Here is a 13,082-nt window from a genome sequence, read left to right as displayed (position 1 = left end):
AAAAACAGTCAGCGGCACAGAACAGCCCGAATGATCAGGCCGGTAGTGCCAGGATGAATTCGCGGTAACCGGAGAGCACCACGTAACCTGCGAAATAGCAGAAGATCGCCGCCGACAACAGGTACGACCAGGTCAGCAGGCGATCACCAAGCAGCCGCCCGCCATGACTGGCGATACCGCACAACGAGACACACCAGAGTAGCCCTGCGGCAAAGAAGCCACCGAGGAACAGGCCCGCATCCAGCGCGCTGCCGGCGCCGGAGCGGGAGATCAGCACGCCGCCGACTGCGGCGAACCAGAGAATCGCGCTGGGCGATGACATGGCCAGGAAGATACCGCGCAGGAATTCGCGCCAGCCCGATTCGATCACTACCTGGCCACGCGACTCCAGGTGCCCGCCGCGCCACGCCGCCAGCAGCATCTTCACCGCGAACCATGCCAATAACGCGGAGCCCCCCAGCCACAACGTCCAGCGCACGCTTTCGAACTGCAGCAAAACGGTCATGCCGGCCAGGGCCGCAATGGCGTAGATGAGATCGCCGACGCAGGTCCCCAGCCCAAGCCAGAAGCCCTGAAGAAACCCCCGCTGCATGGCCAGGGTAATCATGGCGATGTTGGCCACGCCGATGTCCAGGCACAGGGACAGGCTGAGGAGGAAACCATTGGAAAAGGGCATGGCAGGCTCGACTGCGGATGAAAGTCAGCGATTGAACCTGAATGCCCCCTGGCGGTACAGGAGGAATTTGCAGGTCAGGCCATCGCTGCCTGCTCGAAGACCTCGTCGGCCCATTGGTTCAGGCTCTTGCCGGCAACCCTGGCGGCAAGGCTGGCAGCAGCGTGCACTTCTGGGCGGATGCGCAACATGACCTTGCCCGAGGCCGGTTTTTCGGGGGTGACGCCCTGTTCGGCGCAATCGGCCAGGTAGTCGTCGAGTGCCTCACGGAACGCCTCGTGCAACGCAGGCACGGCGCTGGCGTGGAAGCTGATGATGTCCCGCAGGCCGAGCACGCGGCCGACGAAAATATCGTCACGCGCGTCGTACTCGATGCGGGCGGCATACCCTTTGTATCGCATGCAGCTCATGGTCGGACTCCCGCCCGCAGCAGGAACTCGCGGGCCTCTTCTATCTGATATCGCCTGGCTTCCTTGCCAGGATGGGGGCGATGGCAGCGCCAACACTGCTCGCCCAACAGCATCTTGACCCTGGAACCCTGCCGCTCCAGCACCTGGCCGCCAAGATGCAGCACCAGAGCCTCGATTTCGGCGAACGGCAATGTGGGTGTGGTTGGAGCTCTGAAGATGCTGTCCAGAATCTTGCGATATCGAGTGTTCATCGGAAAATGCTATCAAATAAAGATAGCACCTCCTTTCAACACTTTCATACAGGATCTTGCGTACCCATCAACACCTGCGCATAGCGCCCGCGATCCACGTTCGCGCCACTGAGCACCACCGCCACCCGCTTGCCGGCCTGACGCCCACGCTCCTGCATCAGTGCAGCCAGGGCGGCGGCACCGGCACCTTCGGCGGTGTTGTGGGTGGTTTCGTGGTAGAGGCGCATGGCTTCGGCGATCTCCTCGTCGCTCACCCGCACGATGCGCGCGGCATTCTCGCGTACCATCGCAAAGGCGTCGGGATGTGGTACGCGGCAGGCCATGCCGTCGGCGAAGGTATCGGCGCTGGCGGTGGTGACGATGCGGCCCTGCTCGAAGCTCTGGGCATAAGCGTCTGCCGCAGTGGATACCACGCCGACGATCTCGGTGGACAACCCAAGCAGGTTGCGCGCCTGGATCAGCCCACAGATGCCCGACCCCATGCCGATCGGCACGTACACGCAATCCAGGTCGGCCACCGCCTCGAACAGCTCCAGAGCATAGGTGGCCACGCCACGCACTAGCTCCGGATCGAACGAGGGAACCATGGCAAAGCCCCGCGTATCGGCCAGGCGCGCCGCCTCTTCCCGGGCCACGTCGAAGTCCACGCCATGCTCCACCAGCTCCGCACCCAAGGCGCGCATGGCGGCATTCTTCTCCCGCGAATTGCCTTCCGGCACCACGATCACCAGTGGCAAACCGGCCTGGCGCGCCGCCAGGGCCATGCTCTGGCCGTGATTGCCACGGGTGGCGGTAACCAGGCCACGGGGGACTGCACCACTGGCCAACAGCGAGCGGACATAGACCAACCCGCCGCGCACCTTGAAGGCCCCCGTAGGCGCATGGTTCTCGTGCTTGACCCACAGCTGGCATCCCAGCCGCTCGGCCAGCAGCGGCCAGGCGTGCTGTGGGGTCGGCGGCACGTGCTGGTGAACGAAAGCGGCGGCTTCGCGCAGGGCGGGCAAGTCGAACATGGCGAACGTCCTTCATCGGTATGGGCTTGAACCGATCCTAAGCGCCGGGCATTGTATGGGTCCAAATAAATATTGCATGGGTAGCAATTTCGTGTGGATTCCGAGCCTCCCGGCCAACGACCAGCCGCGCTACCAGGCACTGGTCGAGGCCATCGCCAACGCCATCGAACAGGGTGAACTGAAGGTCGGTGAACGCCTGCCCCCGCAACGCCGCCTCGCCTGGGCGCTGGGCCTGAACCCGAGCACCACGCAGCAGGCCTACCGAGAAGCAGCGGCGCGGCACCTGGTGTCCGGGGAGGTGGGACGCGGCACCTATGTGCTGGCCAGCAGCAAGGAAGCGACGCTGTTTCGCCTCAAGCAACCCAGCCGCCAGCACCCAGTGATCGACCTGTCGACCAATGTGCCGGTGGCCGATCCCTGCAATCTCGACCTTGAGCACAGCCTGCGCAGATTGCTAGAACAGGGCGATACCACCCTGCTCGACCATTACCTGGGGCCCGAGCAGTTACTGCTGGGGCGGATCGAGGGCGCGCGTTGGCTGAGCAACCGCGGCCTGGACCTCACGCCGGAAGACGTGCTGCTTTGCGGGGGCGCCCAGCAGGCGCTGATCCTCGTGCTGCAGTCGTTGTGCCAGGCGGGCGAGCCGGTGATAGTCGAGGCGTTGACCGCCCCAGGCATCAAGGCGGCCTGTCGCCAGTTGCGCCTGCCTGTGCACGGCGTGGCCCTGGACGAGCAAGGCCTGCTCCCGGACGAACTGGACCGAGTGGTCCGCGCGAGCGGCGCGCGGGTATTGGTCACCACGCCTACCCTGCACAACCCGACCGGAGCGTGCATGGGCGAGGCCCGGCGCCTGGCGCTGGCACAAGTCGCCAGGCGCCACGAACTGCTGGTCATCGAGGATGACGTGTATGGCGCCTTGACCGACCGGCCACCACTCTACCCCTTGCTCGAGGGCCGTGGCGTGCTGATCAGCAGCTTGTCCAAGACCGTGGCCGCCGGCTTGCGCCTGGGCTGGATCGTGGCCCGGCCAGCATTGCTGGAGCAGATCGATCCCTATGCCCAGGCCACCCACTGGTCGGTGTCACCGCTGAACCTGCGCATCGCCTGCCAATGGATCGCGGATGGCACTGCCGCCCGGCGGCTGGCCTGGCAACGGGAGGAACTGGGCGAACGTTGGCGGCTGGCGCGGACGGTGCTGGACGAGGCGCTGCCCGCCGAGGGCGTACCGTCGCCGCACATCTGGCTGGCCACCCCTGGAGACGCCCAGGCGCTGGTCGCGCGGTGTCGGGAACACGGTGTCGAGATCGTGCCGGCCAGCGTATTCGCGGTGGGCACCGACAGCGTAAGGGCCGTGCGAATCAGCCTGTCGGCGGCCCACAGCCGGGCGCAATTGAAGCAAGGACTGGAACTGGTGGGAGCGGGCTTGAGCCGCGATTACACTTGATACTCGGCTGAACGCCATCGCGGGGCAAGCCCGCTCCCACGAGCCTTGTCTCGGCCACGCGGCTCAATTGAGCCGGCAACCCTCACCCAATGCACGGTACTGGAGGGTGTGGACCTGCCCTTGATGATCCTCGTAGGTCATGGTGGCGGGCACCACTTCGCAGACGTTGGGGATCGTCGACAGGCTGATCACGCGCTTGATGTCGAGGTTGGTGGAATAATCGTACTGCTCGACCACAGGCTGGGTGTCTGCGGTCTTGGCCTGGTCCGCGAAGGCGAACGGGGACATACCGACCAATGCAAGAATCAGTAAGGCTTTCATGGGTGTCGACCTTGATGGCTATCAAGCTGATCGCGTGACTTCTGACGCCGTCAATGGCCCGGAGAAGTTGTCATCGACTGCGAAGATGACACGAAGTACCGATCCCGCTTTATCGTACTGCCGGAGGGATGAGTGAAAGTCTACTCCGCGCCTGAAATAGTTGAACCCCGGAGTCGGACATTCACCCTTGCCGTATTTGCAACAATCTGCGACAAAGCACCGATGAAATCCTGCCGAGATAGCCACACCGCGTGAACCAAGCATGCTCCCCCTGACCTGTACTCGCCTTCCACCAGGCCAGCGGCGCCTGCTGGACCATTTCTACCGCCGGCATGGCTCGCGCATGCGCGCCGCCGGTGAAGGCGAGCAATGGGTGGCGCGTGCCGCAGAAATAATCGGTGGGATGAACCTGACGCCCATCGGTGGCGATCACTGGCTGACCGGCCTGTTCGTCGCCCCACAGTGGCGCGGCCAGCAGATTGCATCCCGACTGATCGACGCGGCGCTGGCCGAAAGCAACACGGCGACCTGGCTGTTCTGCCACCCGGATTTGGCGCCTTTCTACCAGCGCCTGGCCTTCACACCCACAACCACCCTGCCCGAGGCCCTGGCCTCACGCCTGGCCCGCTACCAACGCAACAAGGCCCTGATCGCGATGGTTCGGGGTCAGTCGTCGGCCACGTCGAGCCCGGGGAACAGCACATCGGTATAGCCGAACTTGCTGAAGTCCTGGATGCGCGAAGGATACAAACGGCCGATCAGGTGGTCGCACTCATGCTGCACCACCCGGGCGTGGAAGCCATCGGCAAAGCGGTTGATCGGGTTGCCCTGCGGATCGACGCCCGAATAACTGATGTGCTTGTAGCGCGGCACCACGCCACGCAGGCCGGGCACCGACAGGCAACCCTCCCAGCCGTCCTCGACCTCCGTGGCCAGCGGCGTGATAACCGGGTTGAGCAGGATGGTGCGTGGCACCGGCTCGGCGTCCGGGTAACGCTCGCTGCGCTCGAAGCCGAAGATCACCAGTTGCAGGTCGATGCCGATCTGCGGCGCGGCCAGGCCGACACCGCCGACATGGGCCATGGTCTCGAACATGTCGTCGATCAGTTGCGCAAGCTCCGGGCTGCCGATCATGTGCTCGGGAACCGGCGGGGCGATGCGCAGCAGGCGTTCATCGCCCATCTTGAGAATGTCGCGGATCATCAGGTATTCGGCTCGCGGGTCTGTGGTTCGGGTGTCACCGGATGCTCATGGCCGAGCACGGTGATGGTCTGTTGCGGGTTGTCCTGCTCGAATTCCTTTTCGCCGGGGTTCTTGCCCTCGGCCGACATATGCTCGATCACCGCGTTCATCTCGGCGCCCAGCAGCAGCACTGCGGCGGAGATGTAGAAGTACAGCAACAGCACGATGATCGCCCCGATACTGCCATACATGGCGTTGTAGTCGGCAAAGGTCTTCACGTAGTAGGCAAAGCCCAGCGAGGCGACGATCCACACCACCACCGCCAGCACCGAACCTGGGGTGATGAACCGGAATTTCTGCTTCACGTCGGGCATCACGTAGTAGATCAGCGCCACCGCCACCATCATCAGAATGATGATCGCCGGCCAGCGCAGGATGGTCCAGACGATGACGACCGCCTCCTCCAGCCCGACCTGGGAAGCGATCCACGCCATCACCTGCGGTCCCAGCACCATCAGCGCCGCCGCTGCCAGGAGCATGCCAGCGATGCCGACGGTATAGATGACCGACAACGGAATGCGCTTCCACACCGGCCGCCCCTCGGGCACGTCGTAAGCCGCGTTCATCGCGCTCATCATCAGGCGCACGCCCGCCGAAGCAGTCCACAGAGCAATCACGATACCCACCGACAGCAGCCCGCCCTTGGACTGCTGCAACTGGTCGATCACCGGATTGACCTGCTCCAGGGCCTGGGGCGGCAGCACCAGTTCCGACTGCAGGCGCAGCCAGGAGAAGAAGTCCGGCAGATGCAGGAAACCGATCAGGGCGATCAGGAACAGCAGGAAGGGGAACAGCGAGAACAGCATCTGGTAGGCCAGCGCGGAGGCATAGGTGGACATCTCGTCATCGAGGAACTCCTTGACGGTGCGCACCAACACGCGGTGCAGGGGCAGGCCGCGCAGGTCGGGGAAAATCATAGCGTCTCCTTTCGCCGCTTGATCGGAATGGCAATGCTGCAAGTCTAATAGACCAGGCGGCGGGCGTGCTGTTCGCTTGTACCTTGCGCACAGTCCAAAGCAAGCGCGGGGCAAGCCCGCCCCCATCTTGCGGGAGCGGGCTTGCCCCGCGGCCAGGCTGCGGCGGTCAAGGTTTCTTCACGGCATCCTTGACCTTGCCCACGGCCTGTTGCGCCTCGCCTTTCAGTTCCTGGGCCTTGCCCTCGGCGCGCAGCTTGTCATTGTCGGTTACCTTGCCGACGCCCTGCTTGATATTGCCCACGGCCTCGTTGGCCAGGCCCTTCGCTTTGTCCTTGGTGCCACTCATGGGATGTCTCCTCGGGGGAAAGACACGGGAAATCGTGTCGACATCTGATCGACCCAAGGCCATTGGCCAGAGTTTCAATTCATTTGCCCCCTGTCAGCCAAACGGCAATTGGCTCGGCTCGATACGCTTGCACGGTTCAGGTTCGGTGATTTCGGGGAAGCGGGCTTGCCCCGCGATAAGCCCCACCCCACAATGTCAGGCCTTACTCGCGTCAACCCGCAGGAACCTGCATGAAACTCGACAAACCCACCGCCATCGCTCGCCGTAACGAGGCGCTGGCCAAGCCGGTACTCACCAGTGCCAACACCCTGTTCGCCATTCTCGACACCAAGCGCAACCTGTGGTGGTTCGAAGTGCCGGTCGCACTGCTGCGCAAGGGCCAGCCCGACTGGGTCAACCTGCTGCTGCACACCCCCGAGAACGACGGGCTGCAGCATCTGAAGGTGCCCACCAACTTCCTCAAGGCTCATCAGGAACATATGGAAGTACGCAACCCCGGCAAGCGCCGTTCGACCATCAGCCTGGCCCTGAGCGCCGACCGCGACTCACTGCTGCGCGACACCCGCCCAGGTGGCGAGCAGCTGGACTTCAGCGCCTTCGTGCAGGCCTGATCAGGCCCGCTCGATCCGATCGTCATGGATGACGATGCGGCCCTGCTTGAACAACGCGCCGATGGCTTTCTTGAAGTTGCCCTTGCTCACGTTGAACATCTGGCTGATCAGCGCCGGGTCGCTCTTGTCACACACCGGCAGCACACCGCCATTGGCCTCAAGGCGCTGCATGATCTGCTCGTGCAGGCTGTCGGCCAAGGCCTGGCCCACCGGCTGCAGGCTCAGGGCGATCTTGCCATCACCCCGTACTTCCTTGATGAAGCCCTTCTCGTGCATCCCCGAACGCAGGAACTTGAATACCTCGTTCTTGTGGATCAGGCCCCAGTGGCGGTTGTTGATGATCGCCTTGAAGCCCATCGGCGTCTCGCCGGCCACCAGCAGTTCGACCGGCTGGCCGACGCTGTAGTCCACCGGGGTGCGGTCCAGGTAACGGTCCAGCTTGGCGGTGGCGGTAATACGCCGGGTGCGCTTGTCCAGGTAGGCATGGACCACGCAGTAATCGCCGATCTTCAGTTGCCGCGACTCTTCCGAGTAGGGCATCAACAGGTCCTTGGACAGGCCCCAGTCAAGGAAGATGCCCGCGCCGTTGATGTCCTTGACCTTGAGGCTGGCGAATTCGCCCACCTGCATTTTCGGCTTTTCGGTGGTGGCGATCAGCTGGTCTTCGCTGTCCAGGTAGATGAACACGTTGAGCCAATCGTCCAGCTCCAGCTCGGCATCCTTGGGGAAGTAGCGCCGCGGCAGGAGGATTTCGCCATCGGCGCCGCCGTCCAGGTACAGGCCGAACTCCACGTGTTTCACGATTTGCAAACTGTTGTAACGCCCAAGCAGAGCCATTTCCGAAGATCCTCAAGACAAGGGGGGTATTTTCCAGACAGACACCGCTCAGTGTCAAAGCGCATTCATACCGAGGCCCGTAAAACCGGCCAAAAATAGGGCCCGGCAAGGATAACCTGCCCCGAGCAGGTTGGGGTTTGGAAACGACTCTCAACATCAACCGATGATCGCCTCGCGGCCTGGCCACAATACCTTCGTCGTCAAAACACGCGTCTCACGTGAATACTGACCTGCACCACCAAGGCACCTCATCGCCCATTTAAGAATCGTCTTATGTACACAGTATATTTGTCTGATTGATAATTCACTCCGCCTTGGACATGAACCCTGCTTGGATACTTTCACTTGACCTCATATGGATCAAGCGCTGGGCATTGTCTGCAAAGAGACAAATTACTAATAATGTGAGTTATTAAGATGAAACTGAAACATATCGTGATTGCCATGGGCTTGAGTGCCAGCCTGATCGGAGTAGCACAGGCGGCCACGCCACCAGAAAATACAGTGACAAAGAAAATTACTCTGACAGCCAATATCAATGATGCCATCTTCGTTTCCAAACCCGATGGTTCCACCTGGTATGGCACCGAAGAACTGGTTGCCGATGACTACAAGCAGAAAAAATTTTCCGCCACGCTGCCTATCCGTATCTGGACCAAGGGTACCGAGTTCAACGTATCGCTTGCTCAACCGCTGAAAATGTCGAATGGCCATGTTGAGATGAAGAACCCGGTTGTCTCCTTGACCCACAGCGGTGGCGAAGGTGAAGTCAAGTTTGGTTCCGAGCTGAAAATTGCCCAGATGGAAGAAGGCGAGGACGGCAAGGATGAAATTCACAACTTGAAAATCAAGGCTGAAGCCCCAGCTTCGGGCGATTTCAGCGATGGCAGTTTCAGTGGCGACCTGGTCATGTTGTTCGAGCCAGTAGCGGCAGCCGAAATCCCTTGAAACTGAGCGCTCGATAATCTGGGTAACGCAGTGCCCTGATGCCTGAGAAAGTTACAAAGTCTGCAGGGACGCCAAGCCACATGGCTTTCCACTTTCCCGTCCGCGAAAGTTGCGCCTGCCTTCTTGCGCTATTGTCAGCATCCGCCGTCGCGGGTGCGAAAGTGTCTTATGGCATCCCGGAAGGGTTCGATGCCATACAAATGGACAACAGCGCAACTTATGTCGCCACGTTCAACGGCATAACACTCCCCGGCCTGGTCAGTTATGACATTGAGCGTGCGGAGTTGATATTCGACTCAGACAAGTACCGGCAAAATGGTGTACCTGCAGAAACCCTGGCGGCTATCCGCAAGGTGCTTCCCGGCATTCATTACAAGGCCTGTGATCGCGGTTGCGACCTAGTGGTGGCAGATCATTATGTGACACTGGACAAGCAACGACGCACGTTGCGAATTTCCAGTGTACGCGAGGACTTCATCAGCCCTGATACAACCTGGGGTGTTGTGAACAATCAGACGTTGGACGTGCGTGGGGCAACGGGTGGTTACCGAGCCATGGACCTAAGGAGTAATACCTGGGTTGGCTTGCCATCGCGCAGCTTTGCCTATGTCAACTGGTATGCAAACCGTTCTGCAATGCAGGAGACGAGCCGGAGTGATCAAGGCATATCGTCGTACTACCTGCAGAAGAATTTCGACAGTGCCTACCTCCGGGCGGGCAAACAAGACAGCCTCGACTACGCCTCCGGTTCGGTCAGTACGCTGCTGGCGCCGAGTTTCGACCAGTTCTTGACAGTGGGTAGCCAAGGGAACCTGCGCGCCCAGCAGAATGCAGGGACCTTGGTCATGTACTCCACGGCCGAGGGCAGTTACGAGTTTTATCGCAACGGTCGCATGATCCTCAAGCGCCCGGCCATGTTGGGGCGCAACGAATTCAGCTACGTCGACCTGCCGGGCGGCTACTATCCGGTCGAGGTTCGCCTGGTAGATCGCAACGGGATGACCGTCAATAGCGAGACACGGGATATCAACAACCTCAACCTCGAGGTAGGGCAAGGCACTTCCTGGCACGTCACCGGTGGCCGAGAACTGGGGCGCGGTGGACAGTTGCTTCAAGCAAGCGTCAGCCACAACTTCAGCCAGTTCTATTTGAATGCCTCGGCCATTACCGGCGAGCGGTCGAGAAAGGCCGCCGAGGTCAACTTCACCCGCCCTTCCAACTTTGGAGACACGGCAGTAACGCCCACCGTGGGCTTGTTGAGTGGAGAGCGGGGCACTGGGGGCTACTTCGATCTTTCGGTTACCGATGAAGACCTTGGCAGCTTCATGTTGAGCCGCTACCAGAGTACAGATGTTTCAGATTTCTATCGGGGCGCGCCAAGCACAGCGTTTTCCTACAGCAGAAGCGTTGGCGAAACACAGTTGTCTTACAACTATCAGAAACAGCGCCGAGGAGAGTCGCACCGGGCAGAAGCGCGTTGGAACTACCGACCAAACGGCTTGTGGTCATCTCTGGCCTTGGGCATCCAGAAGGGCGGGTTCAGTCAGGACAATGCGTCCTATCAGGTTTATTTCAATGTGACCTGGATGCTCGACCAGTCCCAGGCCAGTTTCAGGGCTGCCCAATACGCGGGGCGCACTCAACTCAGTGGCGACTACCGCAAGGAGTTCACGGACAGCTATGGCACCTCAACGGCCGGCCTGACAGTCAGTCACATTGACGAGGACACAAACGTCAATGTTTATGGAAGCCGCTCGGGCACACGTGGTGATGCCTCGTTGAGCCTGGGCCAGAGCAATGCAGGCAACAACCTGGACTTCAACTACCGCGGCATGGTGGCAGCCAATGCCGATGGCGTCGCATTCGGGCGCTACAGCTCCAGTGGCAGCGCCATGTTGTTGCACACCCCGGACCTTCAGGCCACGCCTTACGGCTTCAACGTCGAAGGTCACCCGGTTGCAGGCGGGGGCAACTATGCCGTCCCGTTGAAACGCTATGGCGATGTGTCATTTGCACGAGTATCGAGCGACAGCGAAAACATGGACATGCAAATCGAGGTGCCCGCCAACATTATACGGGCGCACCCGGGCCAGGTGTATTCCGCCGATGCCAAGGTGGGAATCAACATGGTCTACAGCGGCATTCTTGTCGACGGGGCCGGCCAGCCAGTCAGCGGGCGCATTGTCGAAACCGGCGAGTCTGCATATGGCAACGGCCTGTTCTCCATTGCCAGCACCCAAGTGCTGACTCATATCACTGTGGAACAGATCAACCGACATTACGACTGCGACCTCACTCAAACCATTAAAGACAGCGTTTACCGCTGCCAGCGATTTGAAACAGCGCTAGGAATGAATCGATGAGAATCTATGTAATGGCATTGCTACTAGCAGGCATGATGGCGTTGGTAGCGCCTTCGGTACAGGCTGAGGGCGAACTGATGGTGATGCCGGCCAGCCTCAAGCTCGACAACACCCGTGATCGCACGGTGAGTGTGAAGAACCTCGGGGATGCGCCGCTCTATCTTTCCGTCTCCGTGCAGCAGGTCGCCAACCCAGGCATGGAGCCAGAGGTCAAGGTGCCCCTGAGCCAGGTTGAACACCCCGGCCTGCTGGCTAGCCCGGACAAGATCACCTTGGGGCCAGGGCAAAGCCGCACGATCAGCCTCAAGTCGTTGCACAAGCCCGAAGCGGAACACCTGTACCGGCTGTACATTGTGCCAGTGCGCGCCATGCAGGTGCACCAGGCCCCCGAAGGAACTATAGAAGCCCCCATGTCGGTTGCGGTCGGGTATGGAGTGCTGGTGCGGCATCTACCGCCGCTGGAAATCCAGACCACGGGCTGGACGCACCGTTGTCAGGCGCGAGGTTTGATGCTGGAGAATACAGGTTCCCTACGCGTGATTCTGTCCAAGGTCACGGGTGACAACGGTTTACTGAAGGAACGCTTGGCGTTGTTTCCAGGTACACCACATATTTTTAATAGCAAACATGTGAGCCTGATGGCGGGTGATCAAAAGCATGAACTGGAGTGTCCATGATCAGCAAAAATCTTGGAGTCAGCCTTAGTTCAAGAGGTCGGTTGACGACTGGAGTAGCGGTTCTGCTGTTGATCTTACTAAGTGGCAAAACGAAGGACGCTCTGGCCTACGACCTCATATTGAGCGATCTGAGTTACGGCTACAGCGGGTGCTACTATACCGACAACGGAAACGGCACGAGCGACGTAGAGGTAACCATTTCATGGAAAGATATAGAAGGACATACGGGAAACAGAGAGTTTTATGGCCGAGGCGTCCTTCTCCACACTTATGATGCCAATGGCAAGCTTACCCCCAGCGCCGCTATCGCCTCAAAAGTTACACTCAATGGCAAAAAACACATCAGCACATTTAATGGAAACGGTTACACATTATATTTCGGAGTGGGAACCGAAAGCTGGAAAAACCCTAATCCCATTACCGCCACCATTGTGGCCACACTGGACAATGATAAAATCAAACAGTGGCCTGCCGTGGGAATTCGCGCGGGCAACTATACTTCTGGCAATGATGTAGGAGAAAGCCTAGGCCTTGCCTATATTGCGCCAAGCAACAAAAATGGAACCTGTCACATCCTTACCGATCCGGAACTCCCCCCCCCGCCGATTGATGTGGTTATTGACATGAAGGCGCCTGACTGGGACCTGGGTGAGCTGAAGCGTGGCGAAGAAACTGAAAAAACCATGACCGACATGAACAGCCAGCTGTGCTTCACTTACAATGGCGGGAGTTACGTCATATTCCAAAAATATATCATATCAGCTAGCAACACCAATGGAGAGTCCGCCGCCGGAGAGTACTTACTCAGGAGGGCTAGCGGTGGAAACAGCACAATACCTTACAAGTTAATTTTGGAGGATGGAACATCGACGGTCACCCTACCCAATCACAACAACACCGTATTCAGCCTGAACAAATCTGGAAAAACATGTTTCACCCCAACTTTCAGGACATTCGCCGAGAAAAAAACCAAGGGCGGCGTTTATCACGACATATTGACTTTTAACATCATTGCCAAACCATAGAAAA

16 protein-coding genes are annotated in these 13,082 nt (G+C 59.9%); 7 read left to right on the top strand and 9 right to left on the bottom strand.

All coding sequences use genetic code 11. From position 1 onward, the window contains the following. Positions 1–34: 34 nt before the first annotated feature. From ACVWY1_RS16970 to ACVWY1_RS16955, 4 genes are all read right to left on the bottom strand, one after another. A complete protein-coding gene (locus ACVWY1_RS16970) occupies positions 35–676 on the bottom strand; it encodes a LysE family translocator (protein ID WP_111531799.1) in 642 nt (213 codons plus the stop codon). A 74-nt stretch (positions 677–750) separates the two neighbouring features. Then, on the bottom strand, positions 751–1,083 hold the full coding sequence (locus tag ACVWY1_RS16965; protein WP_023631069.1) for a type II toxin-antitoxin system HicB family antitoxin: 333 nt from the start codon (positions 1,081–1,083) through the stop codon (positions 751–753). Then, positions 1,080–1,334, bottom strand: a complete 255-nt coding sequence (locus ACVWY1_RS16960; protein ID WP_414536199.1) for a type II toxin-antitoxin system HicA family toxin — start codon at positions 1,332–1,334, stop codon at positions 1,080–1,082. The genes ACVWY1_RS16965 and ACVWY1_RS16960 overlap by 4 nt, the downstream gene beginning before the upstream one ends. Before the next feature lie 44 nt (positions 1,335–1,378). Next, the gene (locus ACVWY1_RS16955) at positions 1,379–2,347 is read right to left on the bottom strand and encodes a threonine dehydratase (protein WP_457378534.1); all 969 of its coding nucleotides are present in this window, start codon (positions 2,345–2,347) and stop codon (positions 1,379–1,381) included. A gap of 76 nt (positions 2,348–2,423) precedes the next feature. Between ACVWY1_RS16955 and ACVWY1_RS16950 the strand changes: the two genes are divergently transcribed. Continuing rightward, positions 2,424–3,791, top strand: a complete 1,368-nt coding sequence (locus ACVWY1_RS16950; RefSeq protein ID WP_457378533.1) for an aminotransferase-like domain-containing protein — start codon at positions 2,424–2,426, stop codon at positions 3,789–3,791. A 63-nt stretch (positions 3,792–3,854) separates the two neighbouring features. Here the strand turns inward: ACVWY1_RS16950 and ACVWY1_RS16945 are convergent, their stop codons facing one another. Further along, a complete protein-coding gene (locus ACVWY1_RS16945; protein ID WP_023629531.1) occupies positions 3,855–4,112 on the bottom strand; it encodes a DUF2790 domain-containing protein in 258 nt (85 codons plus the stop codon). 262 nt (positions 4,113–4,374) lie between these two features. On the opposite strand from ACVWY1_RS16945, the gene ACVWY1_RS16940 reads away from it, so the two are divergent. Further along, positions 4,375–4,824 carry a GNAT family N-acetyltransferase gene (locus tag ACVWY1_RS16940; protein ID WP_457378532.1) on the top strand — a complete coding sequence of 150 codons (450 nt, stop codon included), beginning with the start codon at positions 4,375–4,377 and terminating at the stop codon, positions 4,822–4,824. Here ACVWY1_RS16940 and def read toward each other — a convergent pair. From def to ACVWY1_RS16925, 3 genes are all read right to left on the bottom strand, one after another. After that, on the bottom strand, positions 4,779–5,315 hold the full coding sequence (gene def / locus ACVWY1_RS16935) for a peptide deformylase (RefSeq protein WP_110697971.1): 537 nt from the start codon (positions 5,313–5,315) through the stop codon (positions 4,779–4,781). The genes ACVWY1_RS16940 and def overlap by 46 nt on opposite strands. After that, a complete protein-coding gene (locus tag ACVWY1_RS16930) occupies positions 5,315–6,271 on the bottom strand; it encodes a YihY/virulence factor BrkB family protein (RefSeq protein ID WP_457378531.1) in 957 nt (318 codons plus the stop codon). Before ACVWY1_RS16930 ends, def begins: the two co-directional genes overlap by 1 nt. 166 nt (positions 6,272–6,437) lie before the next feature. Beyond that, positions 6,438–6,617: a CsbD family protein gene (locus ACVWY1_RS16925; RefSeq protein WP_023629533.1), complete on the bottom strand. Its 180-nt coding sequence runs from the start codon at positions 6,615–6,617 to the stop codon at positions 6,438–6,440. Positions 6,618–6,847: 230 nt separating this feature from the next. On the opposite strand from ACVWY1_RS16925, the gene ACVWY1_RS16920 reads away from it, so the two are divergent. After that, the gene (locus tag ACVWY1_RS16920; RefSeq protein WP_457378530.1) at positions 6,848–7,228 is read left to right on the top strand and encodes a hypothetical protein; all 381 of its coding nucleotides are present in this window, start codon (positions 6,848–6,850) and stop codon (positions 7,226–7,228) included. Here the strand turns inward: ACVWY1_RS16920 and ACVWY1_RS16915 are convergent, their stop codons facing one another. Then, entirely contained in the window at positions 7,229–8,065 is an 837-nt protein-coding gene (locus tag ACVWY1_RS16915) for a CvfB family protein (RefSeq protein WP_139672985.1), read from the bottom strand. 417 nt (positions 8,066–8,482) lie between these two features. Between ACVWY1_RS16915 and ACVWY1_RS16910 the strand changes: the two genes are divergently transcribed. The 4 genes from ACVWY1_RS16910 to ACVWY1_RS16895 all read left to right on the top strand — a co-directional run bounded on the left by ACVWY1_RS16910 (position 8,483) and on the right by ACVWY1_RS16895 (position 13,078). After that, the gene (locus tag ACVWY1_RS16910; protein ID WP_277503153.1) at positions 8,483–9,013 is read left to right on the top strand and encodes a hypothetical protein; all 531 of its coding nucleotides are present in this window, start codon (positions 8,483–8,485) and stop codon (positions 9,011–9,013) included. 80 nt (positions 9,014–9,093) lie between these two features. Then, entirely contained in the window at positions 9,094–11,376 is a 2,283-nt protein-coding gene (locus ACVWY1_RS16905) for a TcfC E-set like domain-containing protein (protein ID WP_277503152.1), read from the top strand. Beyond that, complete coding sequence (locus ACVWY1_RS16900) at positions 11,373–12,053, top strand: hypothetical protein (protein WP_277503151.1); 681 nt, start codon at positions 11,373–11,375, stop codon at positions 12,051–12,053. Before ACVWY1_RS16905 ends, ACVWY1_RS16900 begins: the two co-directional genes overlap by 4 nt. Further along, positions 12,050–13,078, top strand: coding sequence for a hypothetical protein (locus ACVWY1_RS16895; protein ID WP_457378529.1), 1,029 nt, complete (start codon positions 12,050–12,052; stop codon positions 13,076–13,078). Before ACVWY1_RS16900 ends, ACVWY1_RS16895 begins: the two co-directional genes overlap by 4 nt. Positions 13,079–13,082: the final 4 nt, after the last annotated feature.

Source organism: Pseudomonas sp. TE6288 (assembly GCF_054062095.1).
This window is presented reverse-complemented; position numbering and strand designations above follow the sequence as displayed.

What these genes read in the sequence shown, in the direction of transcription:
- ACVWY1_RS16905 (WP_277503152.1), top strand. Translation starts at nt 9,094, where the DNA reads ATGGCTTTCCACTTTCCCGTCCGCGAAAGTTGCGCCTGCCTTCTTGCG.
- ACVWY1_RS16925 (WP_023629533.1), bottom strand. Translation starts at nt 6,617, where the DNA reads ATGAGTGGCACCAAGGACAAAGCGAAGGGCCTGGCCAACGAGGCCGTG.
- ACVWY1_RS16920 (WP_457378530.1), top strand. Translation starts at nt 6,848, where the DNA reads ATGAAACTCGACAAACCCACCGCCATCGCTCGCCGTAACGAGGCGCTG.
- def (WP_110697971.1), bottom strand. Translation starts at nt 5,315, where the DNA reads ATGATCCGCGACATTCTCAAGATGGGCGATGAACGCCTGCTGCGCATC.
- ACVWY1_RS16895 (WP_457378529.1), top strand. Translation starts at nt 12,050, where the DNA reads ATGATCAGCAAAAATCTTGGAGTCAGCCTTAGTTCAAGAGGTCGGTTG.
- ACVWY1_RS16910 (WP_277503153.1), top strand. Translation starts at nt 8,483, where the DNA reads ATGAAACTGAAACATATCGTGATTGCCATGGGCTTGAGTGCCAGCCTG.
- ACVWY1_RS16945 (WP_023629531.1), bottom strand. Translation starts at nt 4,112, where the DNA reads ATGAAAGCCTTACTGATTCTTGCATTGGTCGGTATGTCCCCGTTCGCC.
- ACVWY1_RS16955 (WP_457378534.1), bottom strand. Translation starts at nt 2,347, where the DNA reads ATGTTCGACTTGCCCGCCCTGCGCGAAGCCGCCGCTTTCGTTCACCAG.
- ACVWY1_RS16960 (WP_414536199.1), bottom strand. Translation starts at nt 1,334, where the DNA reads ATGAACACTCGATATCGCAAGATTCTGGACAGCATCTTCAGAGCTCCA.
- ACVWY1_RS16940 (WP_457378532.1), top strand. Translation starts at nt 4,375, where the DNA reads ATGCTCCCCCTGACCTGTACTCGCCTTCCACCAGGCCAGCGGCGCCTG.
- ACVWY1_RS16930 (WP_457378531.1), bottom strand. Translation starts at nt 6,271, where the DNA reads ATGATTTTCCCCGACCTGCGCGGCCTGCCCCTGCACCGCGTGTTGGTG.
- ACVWY1_RS16970 (WP_111531799.1), bottom strand. Translation starts at nt 676, where the DNA reads ATGCCCTTTTCCAATGGTTTCCTCCTCAGCCTGTCCCTGTGCCTGGAC.
- ACVWY1_RS16965 (WP_023631069.1), bottom strand. Translation starts at nt 1,083, where the DNA reads ATGAGCTGCATGCGATACAAAGGGTATGCCGCCCGCATCGAGTACGAC.
- ACVWY1_RS16950 (WP_457378533.1), top strand. Translation starts at nt 2,424, where the DNA reads ATGGGTAGCAATTTCGTGTGGATTCCGAGCCTCCCGGCCAACGACCAG.
- ACVWY1_RS16915 (WP_139672985.1), bottom strand. Translation starts at nt 8,065, where the DNA reads ATGGCTCTGCTTGGGCGTTACAACAGTTTGCAAATCGTGAAACACGTG.
- ACVWY1_RS16900 (WP_277503151.1), top strand. Translation starts at nt 11,373, where the DNA reads ATGAGAATCTATGTAATGGCATTGCTACTAGCAGGCATGATGGCGTTG.